Annotated in this window: 18 protein-coding genes and 1 tRNA gene; 9 read left to right on the top strand and 10 right to left on the bottom strand. The window is 58.2% G+C overall.

Annotation, left to right across the window (positions count from 1 at the left end):
- A partial coding sequence (locus HY067_17135) for an ATPase (protein ID MBI3529676.1) occupies window positions 1–141 on the top strand: 141 nt, incomplete at its 5' end.
- Window positions 142–211: 70 nt separating this feature from the next.
- On the opposite strand, the gene gspN is transcribed toward HY067_17135, so the two are convergent.
- From gspN to gspG, 8 genes are read right to left on the bottom strand one after another with little or no spacing between them, the layout of a single operon-like run.
- Window positions 212–955 carry a type II secretion system protein N gene (gene gspN / locus HY067_17130; GenBank protein ID MBI3529675.1) on the bottom strand — a complete coding sequence of 248 codons (744 nt, stop codon included), beginning with the start codon at window positions 953–955 and terminating at the stop codon, window positions 212–214.
- Complete coding sequence (locus HY067_17125) at window positions 952–1443, bottom strand: type II secretion system protein M (protein ID MBI3529674.1); 492 nt, start codon at window positions 1441–1443, stop codon at window positions 952–954. Before HY067_17125 ends, gspN begins: the two co-directional genes overlap by 4 nt.
- The gene (locus HY067_17120) at window positions 1440–2681 is read right to left on the bottom strand and encodes a general secretion pathway protein GspL (protein ID MBI3529673.1); all 1242 of its coding nucleotides are present in this window, start codon (window positions 2679–2681) and stop codon (window positions 1440–1442) included. Before HY067_17120 ends, HY067_17125 begins: the two co-directional genes overlap by 4 nt.
- The gene (gene gspK / locus HY067_17115; GenBank protein MBI3529672.1) at window positions 2648–3562 is read right to left on the bottom strand and encodes a type II secretion system minor pseudopilin GspK; all 915 of its coding nucleotides are present in this window, start codon (window positions 3560–3562) and stop codon (window positions 2648–2650) included. Before gspK ends, HY067_17120 begins: the two co-directional genes overlap by 34 nt.
- Window positions 3559–4158: a type II secretion system minor pseudopilin GspJ gene (gene gspJ, locus HY067_17110; GenBank protein MBI3529671.1), complete on the bottom strand. Its 600-nt coding sequence runs from the start codon at window positions 4156–4158 to the stop codon at window positions 3559–3561. Before gspJ ends, gspK begins: the two co-directional genes overlap by 4 nt.
- Complete coding sequence (gspI, locus tag HY067_17105; GenBank protein ID MBI3529670.1) at window positions 4155–4553, bottom strand: type II secretion system minor pseudopilin GspI; 399 nt, start codon at window positions 4551–4553, stop codon at window positions 4155–4157. Before gspI ends, gspJ begins: the two co-directional genes overlap by 4 nt.
- Complete coding sequence (locus HY067_17100) at window positions 4531–5076, bottom strand: prepilin-type N-terminal cleavage/methylation domain-containing protein (GenBank protein MBI3529669.1); 546 nt, start codon at window positions 5074–5076, stop codon at window positions 4531–4533. The genes gspI and HY067_17100 overlap by 23 nt, the downstream gene beginning before the upstream one ends.
- Before the next feature lie 28 nt (window positions 5077–5104).
- Window positions 5105–5539 (bottom strand): type II secretion system major pseudopilin GspG, encoded by a 435-nt coding sequence (gene gspG / locus HY067_17095; protein ID MBI3529668.1) that lies wholly within the window; start codon window positions 5537–5539, stop codon window positions 5105–5107.
- 559 nt (window positions 5540–6098) lie between these two features.
- On the opposite strand from gspG, the gene HY067_17090 reads away from it, so the two are divergent.
- The 7 genes from HY067_17090 to HY067_17060 all read left to right on the top strand — a co-directional run bounded on the left by HY067_17090 (window position 6099) and on the right by HY067_17060 (window position 13271).
- Window positions 6099–6575 carry a general secretion pathway protein gene (locus HY067_17090; GenBank protein ID MBI3529667.1) on the top strand — a complete coding sequence of 159 codons (477 nt, stop codon included), beginning with the start codon at window positions 6099–6101 and terminating at the stop codon, window positions 6573–6575.
- A 48-nt stretch (window positions 6576–6623) separates the two neighbouring features.
- Window positions 6624–8792, top strand: a complete 2169-nt coding sequence (gene gspD / locus HY067_17085; protein MBI3529666.1) for a type II secretion system secretin GspD — start codon at window positions 6624–6626, stop codon at window positions 8790–8792.
- A gap of 8 nt (window positions 8793–8800) precedes the next feature.
- The gene (gene gspE, locus HY067_17080) at window positions 8801–10282 is read left to right on the top strand and encodes a type II secretion system ATPase GspE (GenBank protein MBI3529665.1); all 1482 of its coding nucleotides are present in this window, start codon (window positions 8801–8803) and stop codon (window positions 10280–10282) included.
- Window positions 10283–10290: 8 nt separating this feature from the next.
- Window positions 10291–11496: a type II secretion system inner membrane protein GspF gene (gene gspF, locus HY067_17075; GenBank protein MBI3529664.1), complete on the top strand. Its 1206-nt coding sequence runs from the start codon at window positions 10291–10293 to the stop codon at window positions 11494–11496.
- Between the two features lie 115 nt (window positions 11497–11611).
- Window positions 11612–11703: transfer RNA gene (locus HY067_17070), tRNA-Leu, on the top strand.
- 115 nt (window positions 11704–11818) lie between these two features.
- Window positions 11819–12838 carry a site-specific integrase gene (locus tag HY067_17065; protein MBI3529663.1) on the top strand — a complete coding sequence of 340 codons (1020 nt, stop codon included), beginning with the start codon at window positions 11819–11821 and terminating at the stop codon, window positions 12836–12838.
- A 229-nt stretch (window positions 12839–13067) separates the two neighbouring features.
- On the top strand, window positions 13068–13271 hold the full coding sequence (locus tag HY067_17060) for a DNA-binding protein (protein MBI3529662.1): 204 nt from the start codon (window positions 13068–13070) through the stop codon (window positions 13269–13271).
- Here HY067_17060 and HY067_17055 read toward each other — a convergent pair.
- Window positions 13235–13417, bottom strand: a complete 183-nt coding sequence (locus HY067_17055; GenBank protein ID MBI3529661.1) for a hypothetical protein — start codon at window positions 13415–13417, stop codon at window positions 13235–13237. The genes HY067_17060 and HY067_17055 overlap by 37 nt on opposite strands.
- Before the next feature lie 600 nt (window positions 13418–14017).
- Between HY067_17055 and HY067_17050 the strand changes: the two genes are divergently transcribed.
- A complete protein-coding gene (locus tag HY067_17050) occupies window positions 14018–14806 on the top strand; it encodes an RNA methyltransferase (protein MBI3529660.1) in 789 nt (262 codons plus the stop codon).
- Between the two features lie 340 nt (window positions 14807–15146).
- Here HY067_17050 and HY067_17045 read toward each other — a convergent pair whose 3' ends face one another.
- Window positions 15147–15926 (bottom strand): TatD family hydrolase, encoded by a 780-nt coding sequence (locus HY067_17045; GenBank protein ID MBI3529659.1) that lies wholly within the window; start codon window positions 15924–15926, stop codon window positions 15147–15149.
- Between the last annotated feature and the right edge of the window lie 14 nt (window positions 15927–15940).

Genomic DNA, 15940 nt, shown 5'->3' with positions numbered 1-15940 from the left:
CTGTGCGACCGCCTGCTGCTAATGGGCCGCCTGGACGAGAAACACGCGTTTACCGGCAAGGACGTGGCCGAAGTGATCAACGAGCTGCAGCAGGAATTCGCGCCCGCGGATCTGCGGATCAACCGGGGAGGGGGAGGTTGAATGTTGACGTCCACCTGGAACTGCCCCCGAGTCGGATTTGCGTGGAATTCAACAGATTTACGGGCTATGATCATTTGAATTGCAGCTCGAAGCTGCCTTCGTCGCGCTGGACCGAAATCATCCGCAGCAACGGCGTAAGTTGCTCTCGATACTGGGGAGGGACGCGCACGGTTGCCTGGAACGCAGCGTTTCCGCCATTCGCCCATGATCCCGAACCGTCGAGTCGAAGCGGTCCCTGCAAAGTACTCAGCAGGGCATGTACCGTGTTGCCTTGGCCGTCGAGTCGCAGCTCATAGCTGCCAATAGGGGAAACAGGAGAGAACGCCGATCCGGCGGCACGCCATTGCAGCGTGACATTGCCCAGTAGGCCATCTCGCCCGATGGACAGGTTTGTCGTGTGCAGTAGCACATCGCCGGAAAGTCGCAGTGGCTTCAATCTTGGCTCGGCGAACGCCAGCGCCGCAGCGGGCAAATTGATATCGGCGTTGGCAATTTCGAATTTCGACAATGTCGCTGTAATGGGAAAACGTCGGGCCGCCCGATCCAGTTCGACTTCGCTGACCAAACGCCCGCGCCACAGCGATTCCAGCAATACACGCCAGGCAATATCCTTTGCGATTGCGTTTCGGCTACCCAGGTCACGAATTTCGAGCTGTCCCGCACCGGCCCAAATCGTGCCTTGCGCCTGGGCGAGACGCAGCCGGCCGTTGCTCGCTTGCTGCAGGCCCGCGTCGACCAATGTCGCAGGCGCCTGGATAACTAGTGCGGCGGCGTAGATGCCAAGTCCAGTCGCGAACAGGCTCCAACGCCTCATTGCCGTCCGGCGCGGGCGAATGTCGCCGTCACGCTGACGAGGCCTGGCTTGGACAGAGCTTCAATCCGGCAGGTCTCGAGACGAATATTTTGCGAATTCAGGGTAACAACCCAGTTAAGCCAGTCCGGGAACGCAACCGCACCGAATACCACCTGCACCCTGTTTGCTTCGGGCGCGTCGATGCGTACCAGCACGCTCGCGAGTCCTGCCGACCCCGCTTGGGCCTGAATCAGCGTTCTTAAATCAGTTTGCGACGCCGCGGGTGGGGGCGCAGTGCGCAACCGTTCAATTTCACCTGCCTGCTGTTCAAGCCGGGCAGCGTCTGCACGAAGCGATAGAACACTGGCACGTAACTGCGGTCGCGTCCGACTTGCTGAATACAGGAGCGAGACGTACAGCACCCCAACAATCATAACCGCCAGTACCGTGACGACCATTCGCTCTCGCGGTGCCCGTGACTGCCATAGTCGGCGCAGATGCTCCTTCATGAAACTCGCACCGTAATGACCGCATTGGCGCGCCCGGCACCCGTCAAAGATGAAGAGCTATCTGCACTCAGACCCGCCTGACGCAGTCGGGTCACGATTCGATTGATGGTCGGCTCGTCCATGGCCATGACTTCAAGAGTCATTCGACCCCCTTCGTAGGACACAATGCGCACCGCCCCCATCGGCAGATCCTTCATCTCCGAAACCACCTTCTCCATCATCGGCAGGAAATCTCCCACATCCGCCTGACCCGCCGCATGACGCGCTTCGGCGAGTTTGCGGCGCATTTGCAGCAGCGGGTCCACCACCGCGACAGCGTCGGGAAACGCGGCGCGGAACCGCGAGTCCATTTGCCGGCGCAGACTTCGTTGCTCGCCGGCAAGCAGCGTCCAATCAACCACCAGCGCGACCGCGTGAACCGCAAGCGCAATACCCGCGATCCAGGCCGCTACGCGCAATTGCGAAGCTGCAACGGGGAGGGCGTGCCAGCGCGGGCTCTCCTGCGCCAGGCTTATCCCCTCGCCAGACGCTGCTCCACGCCAATCCCATGACCCGGCAAGACGAATCGGCACTCCAAGACTGGCCTGCCAAGCCTCTACTTCAGGAAGGGCATCTGCAGCGGTGGTGTAGAGCGCGAGCGATAGTGGTCGACTGCCGTTCGTTTCTGCCCGCTCAAGCATGAGACGCAATGAAAGTGGCGGTGACTCGCGATCACCTGAGTCGGTCGCTGCGGCTTCCAGTTTCCCGATTCGTACAAATCCCTCCTGTCCATTCCAGGCAACGCTCCATTCATCGGCTGCCCAAGGCAAGAATAACATCTCGCTGTGAACTTCATAGCTGCGGATACCCACCTTCTCGAGCGCATTGCGCCAGCGCTCGAGACCATGCCTATCCAGGACGGCAAGCACATCGCCGGCGACCACCGTTCCCAGCCAACTAACTTGGTTGGCATCCGGTTCGCTGACTGTCCGCTCCTCGATTGCGAACGCAAGCACCGATCCTGCGGCGCGACGCGCCGCGGCCGGCAAACGCGCCTGAGCGATTAGGACTTCTGGCGCAGGAATAATCAGTTGAATGCGATCCGCGCGCCGGGGCAGCCCAGTAAGCGGACTCTTCCCGACTGCAGATTTACCATTGTCATTGAGCAATGCCCATTGGCACTGCTGCGGTAATTCTTGCAACGGGCAATATAGGCGAAGTAGATTCATTGGTATTTGCGCCACACGATGGCTGGCCACCCAACATCGGGGCGCACCAGAAGCGCTACGCCACGCGCTTCCGCACCGCCGATGCTCACACGCACCCGCGCGACGAAATAATTGCTGCTTACCATGAGATCGTTACTTGCGGTTTGGATGCCGCGGGGCAGCCGGCTTGAGAAATCGCTGTAATCACGGAAATAGACACGCTCACGCTGTGCGACCAATGCACGCGCCGCATCCAGGTCCAGGCCCTCAATAACAGCGGAAAGAACCTCGGGTGAGGCAGTGTTCACATTGACGGCAGTATTTGCCGGAAGCGCACTCACAAATGGGCTCAGACGTGCACGCACCTCGTCGTTGAATCCGCGCACCAGCGCCAGTTCCGCCACGTCGGTCAGGGGCCGGTTTGCCGCAAGATAGGGCGGCTGTAGCGACAGGTAGTATTCGTCTTCGCCGCCTCCGTTTGGCTGCGGATCGTTGTCCGCGTCGATCCAGTCTGCGAGCGCGTAGGCAAGCGTTGTCGGCAGACCCAGTATCGACAGCAGACGTCGGAACCGCTCAAGCTGCACAACGCTGATTTTCCCGCCCGTCACCAGATTGTTGAGGTTGAACGCGCCTTGCTGGTCTTCGATATAGCCGGCAAGTTCGCCGTTGTCGACCGGCATGGGCGGCAAGCGTAGTGCCCAGGGTTCCTTCAAGTGATCGACGTTGTTCAATCGACGGTCATCGCTTAGCACTGCGCGGGCCCAGTCCACCCCAGCCTGAATCAGGACTTGTGCCTGGGCGTGATTGACTTCGAGCTCACTTTGACGCGACCACGTGCTCTGTGTCGTCATCATTGCCGTTGTCGCTATCGCTGCAAGCGCCACCACGCTCATCGCCATGACAATGGCCACACCTTGCTGTGCTGGATTCATAGTTTCAGCGCATAAACGCGCACAAGTTCCTCCTTGGAGGCAAGCACAATGCGCAAACGGACTGCCTGAGGAATGGGTGGATCAAGCCGCGACGTGGGCCAAACATTCACCCACGCAGAATCGGCATTGAGATATTGGAGGTCAAGCGTCGTCACACCGGCCAACACCACGTAACGCGCAGGCACCGCCGCCGGCGCAATATCAAGGCTGGGCCACAGCCACAACTCGATCTCTTGCTTTTCGTTAAGCCGGTACGCAATGCGCCGCGTGACATCGATGCCCTCGAGAGAGCCGAAGCGGCTGAACTCCAGGCACGGATCCGGTGAGGGTTCCAGTCTCCCGAGCCACGGCGGTGCTTCGCCGGATGCAATCCGCACCCGCCGCGGCGCGGCTAGCTGGACATCGCGCTCAAACCGGGCAAAAAACGCAGCAACTCGCCGCCATTTCTCCGTCTCTCCGGTAACGTGCGCGCGCGCATCGAGTACCGCTCCGAGTCCGCGATAGGACATCAGTGCGAGTACTGAGAGAATCAGCAACGCCGTCAGCAATTCGATCAGCGTAAAACCGTATATCCGTGCGACGGCAGACGATCTCATCTCAAATTGCTTGTCGGAGGGCTTACCAGAAATCCGGTCATGCGGGCCAGCGAACGCGATTCTTCTGGTTCCACGAAAACAAAAATATCGACTCTTCGAAATGCCGCGTTTTGTGTACCAATGATTTCTTCCCGCCAGTTGAACGCGATCCCCCCCTGACTCTGCGTGCCGCGCAGCACTCCGGTCGATGGCCAGTCGCCGCGAACACGCTGCTCCACCAATACGTTTTGTGCCACCCAGCCGGCCAACAGGTGCGCGCGCAGCTCGCTGACATTGCTTGTTCCTTGCCCCGCCGCACGCATTGCGGCCAGCAATGCGATAGCAATGATCGCAAGAGCCACGAGCACTTCGAAAAGCGTGAATCCCGGTTGACTACCGCAGTGCCGTCTCGCCATTCGTTTTCCGTTCATCTGGCAGTATGCGTACCTCACCGATCGGTGAGCCTTCCACCGAGGAACTTGCGGCGCCAAAAGTCATCTCAATGACAAAGGATAGCGTCGACCCAAAGGAGTTGAATTCCAGGCGCATTTTCTCCGTAGAGAAAGAATTTTCCACGTGCAAGCCCGCGATCTTCATTCCCTGCGGGAGCGTTCTGGGGCGCAAAGAATCATCGTCGCGGATCTCTGACCAGTCGGTGTCGACGCCGAATCGCCAAAACCGGTAGCCGGACCCTTCAGCTGTCCAGGCAATGGACTTACCGGTAAGCCGCGATTCTGCTGCAGCAAGGTCGAGAAGTTGTGCCAGCCTTTCGGTCTCGAGTCGGAGCAGGGCGCGATCGTCCGGTCTGGTGATATTGCTAACAAGGCCGACAAAAAGACCCATGATAACCAACACGACCATGACCTCTATAAGCGTAAATCCTCTCTCTGCACTCGGCGCTGAGTTTGGTCTTCTGTACTGGTAGTAGCTATTCTTCATTCTTGCTGAGAGACGCCTAGGGTCCGGACTAGAGAGACCAGGAACCGATATCGGCGTCGTTACCCTCACCGCCAGGCGCACCATCGCCACCGAAACTGAATACGTCGATTTCGCCACGCACTCCGGGATTGAGGTATTGATAGGGATTGCCCCAGGGATCCCGGGGCAAGCGCTCGATGTAACCGCCGGCTTTCCAGTTCAGCGGTAACGGCGTAGTCGTCGGCTGCGAGACAAGTGCCTGCAATCCCTGTTCGGTTGTGGGGTAACGCTGATTGTCGAGACGGTAGAGCTTGAGTGCCTGCATCAGGCTTGCAATATCGTGTTTTGCCGCAATTATCCGCGCCTCGTCCGGGCGGCTGATGATTTTCGGCACGACCAGCGCGGCGAGAATACCGAGTATGACGACGACCACCATGACTTCGAGCAACGTGAAGCCACATTGCTTCCGAGCCACTATCGACATGTTCGATGAACCTTGGCAATTGATTCGGGAGCAGCCCATCGCAAGTGGCAAAAAAACTTCGGGTTCACGAGCATGGGCTGTTCCTTAGTATTGAGAAATAACGGTTGAAACCCGCGAGTTTTCTGTTCGGCTCCGACATTGCAAAAAAACCAGGTGAAGTTTTTCGGTCCACTCGGATCTTCACCCCTGCGAGCATGCAGATACTACCTATTTAGCCCCTCCAGTCCAATAGTCGCCTGGAGTGTCGTGCGCCGGAACCTGTGGATCGAAATCCTGTCCACCACCGGGACCTTGCCAACAACTCTCGCCATAGTCGCCGGTTGGCGACGGGGCGAGCATGCAATCAAATCCATTGTTGCGACCATACGCCCGGGGAATTGCGTGGCTTTGCTACTCGACATTACGGTGAAAATCGTTGTTTCAGCTTGCGCAAGAGTTGGCCCCACGGAGTGGGGATGGCATCACATACGTGGTAAATTAGGGCCCCGCCGTTTACTGAAGCCCAAGGGTCGATTACCTCGCGCTGCCGTTCCGCGCATCGACGCCCAAGCAACAAACAATGCAACTTTCGATCGGTTCGACTGAATTCGCCCAAACCGCGGTAATTGCCGTGGTCACTATTGCGGCACTGGCTTTGCTGGGCCTAGTGGGGGGGTACTGGACATGGCAATGGCTGGCGCCGCGCCCGGAACCGCATGTACAAGCCCGAGCAGAACCAAGCGGCCAGATTGCATCCGCCCTGGAGCTGTTCGGAAGCATTCAAAGGGATGGGAACGCGCCTGCACCGACGGGAATTGCGATCCGTCTGCTCGGCGTCGTAGCCGCCATGGAAGGACGAGACGGATATGCGATCGTGGTGCTGGATGGGAGGCAGATCGTCGCCACGCGCGAGGGCCAGGACATCGCCCCAGGTATCAGGCTTGCGGAGGTAGCAACCAATCATGTCGTCCTCGATCGCAATGGGGTTCGTGAAGCGCTTGCGTGGCCGGAAAAGACGCCGGCCGCGGAACCGGCTGCTCAACGAACAAATAGATGAACTCCATTTCGACCGCCTGTGGCGCGTCCAACTAAAACTACGGAAACCATGAAACGTCGCGCGCTACGCAGCGGATTGATGTGGATGGCCCTGTTGCCCTTTGTCGGCCAGGGATGGACCGCGGACCCGGGAGTATCGAGGAATCCGGGCCGAGCGAACCAATCGGCGGCGCAGTCTCCGCAGATCGCGGCGCCGATTACCAAACAAACCGCCGCGCCGCTGTCCAATCGGACTGCACGCCGCGCCGATCCCGATGTCGTGACGTTGAATTTTATCAACGCGGATATCGAAGGCGTAGTGAAGGTGATGACCGAAATCACTGGTAAGAACTTCGTGGTCGACCCCCGGGTGAAGGGTACGGTGACCATCGTTTCGGCAAAGCCGATGCAGCGAGCCTTGGTGTATGACGTGTTTCTTTCGGCTTTGCGCCTGCAAGGTTTTGCCGCAGTCGAGGACCGCGGCATTGTCAACATTCTTCCCGAGGCCGACGCCAAACTCCATCCAAGCCCGACAATCGCCCCAGGCGAGAACGCGCGCAGTGTCGGGGACAGGATCGAGACTCACATATTCACACTGAAATACGAGTCGGCCGTGCAGCTCTTGCCAGTCTTGCGCCCGTTGATCGCACCCAACAACACCATCACGGCCTACCAGAACAACAACACGCTAGTTGTCACCGATTACGCGAACAATCTGCAGCGCATAGCGAAAATCATCGATTCGATCGATCAGCCAAGCGGCGTCGATCCGATCGTTATCCCGCTTCAATACGCGTCGGCGGTCGACGTGGCACAGACCGTCAACCGCCTGTTTTCGGAAATGGGGCAGGGTGGGGTTGAACCGACCCAACGATTCATGGTGGTTGCGGATGCGCGTTCGAACAGCTTGCTGGTGCGTTCGGGCGATTCCTCGCGGCTCAACCGGTTGCGCAAGTTTGTCAATATTCTCGATTCTCCCACCAGCGCCAGTGGCAACATTCACGTGGTGTATCTGAAGAACGCTGAAGCAGTGAAGCTCGCGGAGACGCTGCGGGCGATTTATAGCGGGGAAAGTACCACACCAACTGCTTCGCGTCCGATGACGCCATCCACCCTCGGTGCTTCTACGTCGACGTCAGCACAAAACCCGGGTAGTTCGATGTCGTTCAGCAACAGCCAGACAACCTCCTCGGCAACAGCACCCGGCATCATCCAGGCGGACCCGGCGACCAATTCCATCATCATCACCGCACCCGACGCCATCTACAATAATATGCGAGCTGCGCTGGATAAACTCGACGTGCGCCGCGCGCAGGTCTATGTGGAAGCATTGATAGTCGAAGTTACCGCCAACAAGGCCGCTGAATTCGGGATCCAGTGGCAGAGCTTGAAAGGCCTCGGCAGCAACAGCACACAAGGTTTCGGGGGCACGAATTTCGGGTCCACCGGCCAGAACATCATAGGCATCTCGCAGAATCCGGCCACCGTCGGCCCCGGTCTGAACGTGGGCATTGTAAATGGCCAGGTGTCGATTCCCGGCATCGGTACGATCGTCAATCTTGGCGTCCTTGCCCGCGCCCTGGAGACGGACGCCAATGCCAATATTCTTTCGACGCCAACTCTGCTGACCCTGGACAATGAAGAGGCGAAGATCATCATTGGCCAGAACGTGCCTTTCATCACCGGTCAGTACGCGGTTTCGGGTACGGCAACCACGCCAACGCCTTTTCAGACCGTCGAGCGGCACGACGTAGGGCTGACGCTGCAGATCAAACCACAAATCTCCGAAGGTGGCACGGTGCGACTTCAAATCTACCAGGAAGTATCCAGCATCGATGACAAGGCAAACGTTGCTGGCGTAATCACCAACAAGCGAGCCGTGGGATCGACGGTTCTCGTCGACAACGGACAGATCGTGGTAATCGGCGGGCTGATCCAGGATACGGTCAACGACGGCGTGCAAAAGGTCCCGGTGCTAGGCGATATACCGATCTTGGGCGGGCTATTCCGTTACAAGACACGCTCGCATACCAAGACCAATCTGATGATATTCCTGAAGCCGACGCTGGTGCGCAATAGCGAGGATTCCGGCACCTACAGCGGCGAACGCTATGACTACATCCGCGGCGAACAGCTCAAGTCAAGGCCGAGGCCGGACTCAATCCTACCCGACGTGGAGTCCCCGATCCTCTCCCCGCGGCCGAATTTCTCACCCTCGGCCCCGGCGAAAAATCAGTAGCCAGAGCCATGATCCCAGGCACTGCATACAAAGTTTCCTACGCTTTCGCCAAAGCCAACGGGGTGGTCGTCACGTCCCTCGGTACCGATCTTGCCGAGGTGGCGGTTCGCACCGATGCGCCGCCAAGTGCGATCGTCGAACTGCGACGGGTCCTGGGTGTACCGGTGCAGGCCCGTCGAATCGGCGTTGATGAGTTCGACGAACTGGTGTCGACTCTGTACGACGGCTCAGAGGAGGGGGGGGCTGCCGCGCTTGCCGGGGATCTTGCACAAGATCTGGATCTTTCCCGGTTGCTGCAAGAAATTCCCAAGATAGAGGATCTGCTCGAGAGCCAGGACGATGCGCCGGTCATACGCCTGATCAATGCGCTGTTTACCCAGGCACTGCGTGAGCGGGCCTCGGACATCCATATCGAGCCTTTCGAATCGCGCTCCGTGGTTCGGCTGCGTGTCGACGGAACTCTGCGCGACTTGATCGAACTGGCGCGCGCCCTGCATGCCGCCATCGTCTCGCGCATCAAGATCATGGCGCAACTCGATATCGCCGAAAAGCGCCTGCCGCAGGACGGTCGCATTACGCTGCGCGTAGCCGGCAAACCTGTCGATGTGCGCGTATCCACCATTCCTACCGGGCACGGCGAGCGAGTTGTCCTGCGCCTGCTCGACAAGCAAGCAGGGCGTCTCGATCTGACGCGTTTGGGCATGGATGACTCAACCCTTGCGCACATGGACCGACTGATTCAGGAACCGCACGGTATTGTCCTGATTACCGGACCAACCGGCTCGGGCAAGACCACAACGCTGTACGCCGCATTGTCGCGGCTCGATGCAACCGCGCTCAATATCATGACCGTCGAAGACCCGATCGAGTATGACCTCGACGGCATCAGTCAAACCCAGGTCAATTCCCGGATCGAGATGACCTTCGCGCGCGCGCTGCGCACCATCCTGCGCCAGGATCCCGACGTTGTAATGATCGGCGAGATCCGCGACCTTGAGACCGCACAGATCGCGGTTCAGGCAAGCTTGACGGGCCATTTGGTCTTTGCGACGCTGCACACCAACGATGCGGTCAGCGCCGTCACCCGGCTGGTTGACATGGGAGTCGAACCGTTTCTGTTGGCTTCCAGTCTGATCGGCGTTGGTGCACAGCGTTTGGTGCGCAAGCTCTGCCTGGAATGCCGCAAGCCTATCGCCGCCGATGCGGCGCAGTTACGGACTCTTGGGTTGACTCCGACCGACGGTACGTTGTACTCGGCGCAAGGTTGCGCCGCCTGTAACCGTTCTGGTTATCGCGGCCGCACTGGCATATACGAGTTGTTGACGGTGGATGATGATCTTCGTCGTCTGATACACGATCGCGCTTCCGAGCAGACTTTGCGTACGCATGTGGTTTCCCGCGGCATGCGTTCATTGCGCGACGACGGAATGCGCTGGGCTGCGCAGGGGGCGATCAGTCTGGAAGAAGTCGTGCGCGTGACACGCGAGTAGCCGTTGCCGTGGAAGCCTTCCACTACGAAGCGATGGATGCCGCCGGTCGTACCGTAACTGGCGTAATTCAGGCTGACACCCCTCGTCAGGCCCGTGCACAGTTGCGCGCCCAAGGGCTGCTGCCTTCGTCGATAGGTCAGGCGCACGCACGCGAACGGGCAAGTCAACTTTGGGCGCGCGGCATCTCTGCAGGTGAACTGAGTCTGGTGACGAGGCAGATGGCCACGCTGCTCGCCTCCGGCCTGACGGTGGAACAGTCGCTCAACGCCCTGATCGAGGAAGCCCCCGAGCCAAAAACACGGGAAGTGCTCGCCGGGGTCAAAGCCGAAGTTACAGCCGGACTCTCCTTCGCCGGCGCGCTGGGCAGCTACGAGAAAAGCTTTCCGGATTTCTACCGCGCACTCGTGCAAGGTGGGGAGGATTCGGGTGCGCTGCCGACGGTGTTGCAACATCTCGCCGACTATCTCGATGCACGCCAGGCTCTTAAACAGAAGACCGGGCTTGCACTGCTGTACCCCGCACTGGTCACACTCGTGGCCATCATGGTCGTAACCGGATTGTTGGTCTATGTCGTGCCGCAAGTGGTGCAGGTATTTCAGCAGTCGCGGCAAAGCCTGCCCTGGCTGACACGCGCGCTTATCGCATTGAGCGACTTTTTGCGTGCAGCATGGCCATACATTGCAGCCGTTGTTATCGGCGGAATCACAGCCGCGCACTTTGCGCTACGTCGCGACGCGACGCGGCGCAGCTGGCACGCGCTGATGCTGCGCATGCCTTTTGTGGGGCCGCTAATTCGTGGCGTAAACACTTCGCGGTTTGCCAGTACGCTGGCAATCATGGTGGGGGGAGGCATACCACTGCTGTCCGCGCTGGTCTCCAGTGCGCGAGTGATGACCAACATGGTTATGCGGGACGCGGTCGAAACCGCCATCGAGCGCTTGCGAGAGGGTGCCAGTTTGGCGCGATCGCTCAGTGCCACGCGCGCTTTCCCACCGTTGTTGATCCATCTGGTCGCAAGCGGCGAGTTGAGCGGAAAACTGGAGCAGATGCTCGAGCGCGCCGCGCGTCTTGAGACTCAGACGCTCGAGCGGCGGCTGTCGATTTTCCTGACGCTGCTCGAACCGCTGATGATTTTATTGATGGGAGGCATCGTGCTGTTGATCGTGCTGGCCATTCTGCTGCCTATCATCGAGATCAACCAATTGGTCCGTTGAGCAGGCAGATAGGAAGAATCGGACTTGCCCGCCTTAAAAAAACCTGCATGTTTGAGGCACGACGTCTAGTCGTCCATAAGACTCATTTCGCTGACTACCGTAGAATCCACTACTTGCCCGGATGGTGAAATTGGTAGACACAAGGGACTTAAAATCCCTCGGGCCTTCAAAAAGCCCATGCCGGTTCGATCCCGGCTCCGGGCACCAAATCAACAGATTAGACAGATAACCGGCCTGAACGAAACACCACGCTTGCATTGTTTGGCACACTGGCGGCACAATAAGCGCCAATAGTATGCAACACGTCATAGCAAGGTGTCCGATGGCTACTGAAAAGCGCAATATTCCTGGCATCCAGGAGCGTAGGAACGGTGACGGCTCGGCCAGCTATCGCGCGCAGATTCGCATGCGCGGCTTCCCCCACCTCAGCGAGACATTCACCCGCAAGACTGACGCTCGGCGATGGATCGAGGACACCAAAGCCTCTATCCGCCTCGGCAATGCCGTGTCCACAGAGGTTCAGCGCACGACGCTGCGCGAAGCCCTTGAGCGCTATCTGCGCGAGATAACCCCGGGAAAGAAGGGAGCACGCCGGGAACAGGATCGCGTCAAGGCTTGGCAGGGGAGTCCGCTGGCGCTTCATTTCCTCTCGCAGCTTCGCAGTGCCGACTTCGCCAAGCACCGAGATCAGCGCAGGGCGCAGGGTAGGGCGGAAAACACCATTCGCATCGAATTGGCCCTTATCTCCAAGCTTTACAAGGTCGCGTCCAGGGATTGGGGAATGGAGGGCCTTCGGAATCCGATCGAGAGCCTGACCATGCCGGGCGGATCCAACAAGCGAGAGCGCCGCCTTACCCCAGGTGAAGAAACCGCCCTGATGACGGAACTGATTCGCAGAGGGCCTTACATGGAGCCGCTGGCCGCGCTGGCCATCGAAACCGCCATGCGGCAGGGAGAGTTACTGGCGCTTGCCTGGGGCGATATCAACCTGCCCAAGCGGGTTGCGCGGCTGCGCGATACGAAAAACTCCGAGCCGCGGGACGTTCCATTGTCGAATCGTGCACTGGAAATCCTCATGGGGCTACCGCGCCCGCTGGAGAACTTTTCGCCCGTGTTCCCGCTGAAGCAGGACGATGTGATCCGCACGTTCAAGGATGCCTGCAAGATTGCTGGAATCGAAAACCTCAAATTCCATGATCTGCGCCACGAGGCCGCGAGCCGGCTCTTCGAGAAGAATCTTAACGTGATGGAGGTTGCGGCCATCACGGGACACAAGACGTTAGCAATGCTCAAGCGATATACCCACCTCAGGGCCGAGGATCTGGCGCGCAAGCTTGGATGAGTTGATTCTGTTTTCCTTCACCGCGAGTTACACGGATAACCCGAGCACAGAAGATGTTTGAAAAAGCCAACAGACAGCGCATCAAATGGGGCCTTGAACCTACTATTGAGGCGGGCTTTGATTACGCGAAGTAACTGCGTCTTAGGTATTGGTCCGCTGTTCCCTAGTCTGGGCATGACTCAACTGCTCATACGGAGGGACTGCAACAGTGGACACGAATGCACTCGCTTTGGGTGGCGCATACCGGCCAAAGCAGTTTGCCGAACGTCACAAACAAGAAGGCTGGACCGAAGGACAAATCCGCTGGCTGATCTTCACAGCCGATGAAAACGGCCTGAATGCTGCCGGCGCGATCTCTCGCGTAGGGCGCCGCATCTTCATTCACGAAGACGCTTTCTATGCCTGGCTGCGGAAACAACGCACAGCAGCATGACCCTCAAACGACGCGGCCCCGCGCGGATGGACGCCGATTACCAGCGGAATGATGTGATCCAGTTCGTAGTCCCTGGCCGCCATCGGGTCCAGGCCGCTGCGCTTCAATAGCAGATCCTTCACGCCGTTCGTGAAGTAGAACTGCATGTCATATTGTTCCGCAAGGAGATGCGCGTTTTCACTTCGACTTGTCCCCCGTGTCCGGTACTTCGGCGATCGCCTTCACAAAGATAACCAATATTCAATACGGTGATACGCGACTTGACGTTAACCTATCCTCGCCAAATGGCGCGATTATTCCTACTTCAGCTCAGGGAATGCTAACTTTTCAATTCAGACAACGGTACTGATTTGACCGTCTTGAGGGTGATGCTCTATGACGATAGTCGGCGTTGCACAGCGATGTTTCGCGACCCCGATAAGTTCACAAAGCGTCGCTCGATAATCACTGTGATCGAGGATGAGTCATCGTAACGATCAAGCCCACGACAACCGGAATCACAATCCGAGACTCTAAGGTCAGCGATTTGGTGGCCGGTCTGGCACACTCCTGGCACAGTAGGCACAACAAACGGCGACAATCCACAGCGAGCAGCAGCATATAACCCATTGTCTTGAAAGCAGGGGAGTTTTGTAAACTATTGTCGCTGATTGATTTTTCCTGACTTAAAATCCCTCGGGCCTTCAAAAAGCCCATGCCGGTTCGACCCCGGCTCCGGGCACCACTTTGCAGATCGCCAATCCCCGATGGAACGTATCACTTCGCGCCAGAACGCGCACTTCAAGCAGGCGCGCAAACTGGCTGAATCGGCCCGCGAGCGAAACAAGTCAAATCAGATCCTGATGGACGGCACGCGTCTGATACGCACGTATGCGGAGCAATTCGGACTTGAAGACTCCACGTTGCTGATCAGCGAGCCGGGCGTGAATCGGCCGGACATCCAGCAGATTCTCGAAACCACGTCGCCACGGCATATCTATTTACTCGCTGACGAGCTTTTCGCAGAAATCGCGCAGGTCGAAACACCCGAGGGTATTACCGCCATCGCCGGCATACCGCGCGTCGAATCGAAGACGCCGGATGATTTTCGAATACTTCTGGATGGTGTTCAAGATCCCGGCAATCTCGGCGGGCTGCTGAGAACAGCGGCGGCAGCGGGCGCAACTTCTGCTTATCTTGCAAAAGGCTGCGCAGATGCCTGGTCACCCAGATCACTCAGAGGCGGGATGGGTGCACAGTTCGTGCTTCCAATCCGCGAGCGCATCGATCTCGAAACCGCACTCACGGGGTTTCATGGGGCGGTCATTGCAACCAGTCCGCGCGCCCGACAGGCGATCTACGATGTGGATCTTTCCGGTCCGGTGGCGATGATTTTCGGAAACGAGGGTAGGGGATTGCCGGAAGATGTGCTGTCGATGGCCAATCAACTCGTACACATCCCGATGGCCGGAAAAGTCGAATCGCTTAACGTGGCCGCGGCCGCGGCGATTTGCTGTTTCGAACGGCTTCGGCAGGTGAAGCGCGCGATCCGGTAGCGGTCGAATAGTCAATGTGCTTCCGAGGCGCCTGGTCTATCGTTCACCGTGCGCGATGTCGTCGAATTTCGCCGATTTCTTTGCTCTCCGGTTTTTTTCGAACACGTTATCAGTGTTCGATGCAGCACTCCTTCGCCGGAATCCGGTTCTGAGGCCGGCAACGGTCTCATATCACTGGGGTTTTCCGACTAGGTCGCAGAGCGAAGCGCCAGTCACGACGCGAACCAAAGTCGTTCTTGGTTGGCGATCGGCTCAGTAAGTCTTAATTTAACATAATATACATTATGCGCATATTGATAAAGGGCACTTGGTTGAGATTGCTCGGCGCCCACCGTATGTATTAGGCCTTGGCAGCCCGGACAAGATTGAACAATCTGAAGAAATTCGCGGTCGTCGCCTCGGCTACCGATTCGATGGATATTCCCTTAAGTCGGGCAATTTCCTCGGCGACGAAGCGCACATAAGCTGGTTGATTGGTCTTGCCCCGATACGGAACTGGAGCCAGATATGGCGAGTCCGTCTCGATCAGCATGTTTTCCAGCGGCACTTCGCGGGCCACGTCTTTCAACGCGGTCGCATTCTTGAATGTCACGATCCCGGAGAACGAGATCATGAAATTCATTTCCATGGCCCGTCGAGCCACCGCTGCGGTTTCTGTAAAGCAATGCATTACGCCGCCGACCCCGGCCGCCGCTTCCTCCCGCATGATTCGAAGAGTGTCTTCAGCCGCCTCGCGGGTATGAATGATGAGCGGTTTGCGGATTTGCCGGGCAGCCCGTATGTGAGTGCGAAAACGCTCCCGTTGCCACTCGGTGTCGCCCTCGACCCTGTAATAGTCCAAACCGGTTTCCCCGATGGCGACAACCTTGGGGTGATCAGCCAGACCGACGAGTCGATCAATGTCAGGCTCCTCGCCGGATCGGTCATCCGGGTGAACACCCGTGGAGGCAAATATGTTGGGAAAGCGTTCTGCGATCGCCAGGACCTCGGGAAAGGTTTCAAGGTTCACCGACACGCACAGCGCATGGGTCACGCAATTTGCGGCCATGGCCCCGGTTACACCGCCAAGATCGGCCGCAAGCTCGGGGAAATTGATATGACAGTGCGAATCTATAAACAATTTAATATCAGAAA

It is taken from the genome of Betaproteobacteria bacterium (genome assembly GCA_016194905.1).
Classification (GTDB): domain Bacteria; phylum Pseudomonadota; class Gammaproteobacteria; order Burkholderiales; family JACQAP01; genus JACQAP01.
This window is presented reverse-complemented; position numbering and strand designations above follow the sequence as displayed.

What these genes read in the sequence shown, in the direction of transcription:
- gspN (MBI3529675.1), bottom strand. Translation starts at nt 955, where the DNA reads ATGAGGCGTTGGAGCCTGTTCGCGACTGGACTTGGCATCTACGCCGCC.
- HY067_17125 (MBI3529674.1), bottom strand. Translation starts at nt 1,443, where the DNA reads ATGAAGGAGCATCTGCGCCGACTATGGCAGTCACGGGCACCGCGAGAG.
- gspK (MBI3529672.1), bottom strand. Translation starts at nt 3,562, where the DNA reads ATGAATCCAGCACAGCAAGGTGTGGCCATTGTCATGGCGATGAGCGTG.
- gspJ (MBI3529671.1), bottom strand. Translation starts at nt 4,158, where the DNA reads ATGAGATCGTCTGCCGTCGCACGGATATACGGTTTTACGCTGATCGAA.
- gspI (MBI3529670.1), bottom strand. Translation starts at nt 4,553, where the DNA reads ATGGCGAGACGGCACTGCGGTAGTCAACCGGGATTCACGCTTTTCGAA.
- HY067_17100 (MBI3529669.1), bottom strand. Translation starts at nt 5,076, where the DNA reads ATGAAGAATAGCTACTACCAGTACAGAAGACCAAACTCAGCGCCGAGT.
- gspG (MBI3529668.1), bottom strand. Translation starts at nt 5,539, where the DNA reads ATGTCGATAGTGGCTCGGAAGCAATGTGGCTTCACGTTGCTCGAAGTC.
- HY067_17090 (MBI3529667.1), top strand. Translation starts at nt 6,099, where the DNA reads ATGCAACTTTCGATCGGTTCGACTGAATTCGCCCAAACCGCGGTAATT.
- gspD (MBI3529666.1), top strand. Translation starts at nt 6,624, where the DNA reads ATGAAACGTCGCGCGCTACGCAGCGGATTGATGTGGATGGCCCTGTTG.
- gspE (MBI3529665.1), top strand. Translation starts at nt 8,801, where the DNA reads ATGATCCCAGGCACTGCATACAAAGTTTCCTACGCTTTCGCCAAAGCC.
- HY067_17065 (MBI3529663.1), top strand. Translation starts at nt 11,819, where the DNA reads ATGGCTACTGAAAAGCGCAATATTCCTGGCATCCAGGAGCGTAGGAAC.
- HY067_17055 (MBI3529661.1), bottom strand. Translation starts at nt 13,417, where the DNA reads ATGCAGTTCTACTTCACGAACGGCGTGAAGGATCTGCTATTGAAGCGC.
- HY067_17050 (MBI3529660.1), top strand. Translation starts at nt 14,018, where the DNA reads ATGGAACGTATCACTTCGCGCCAGAACGCGCACTTCAAGCAGGCGCGC.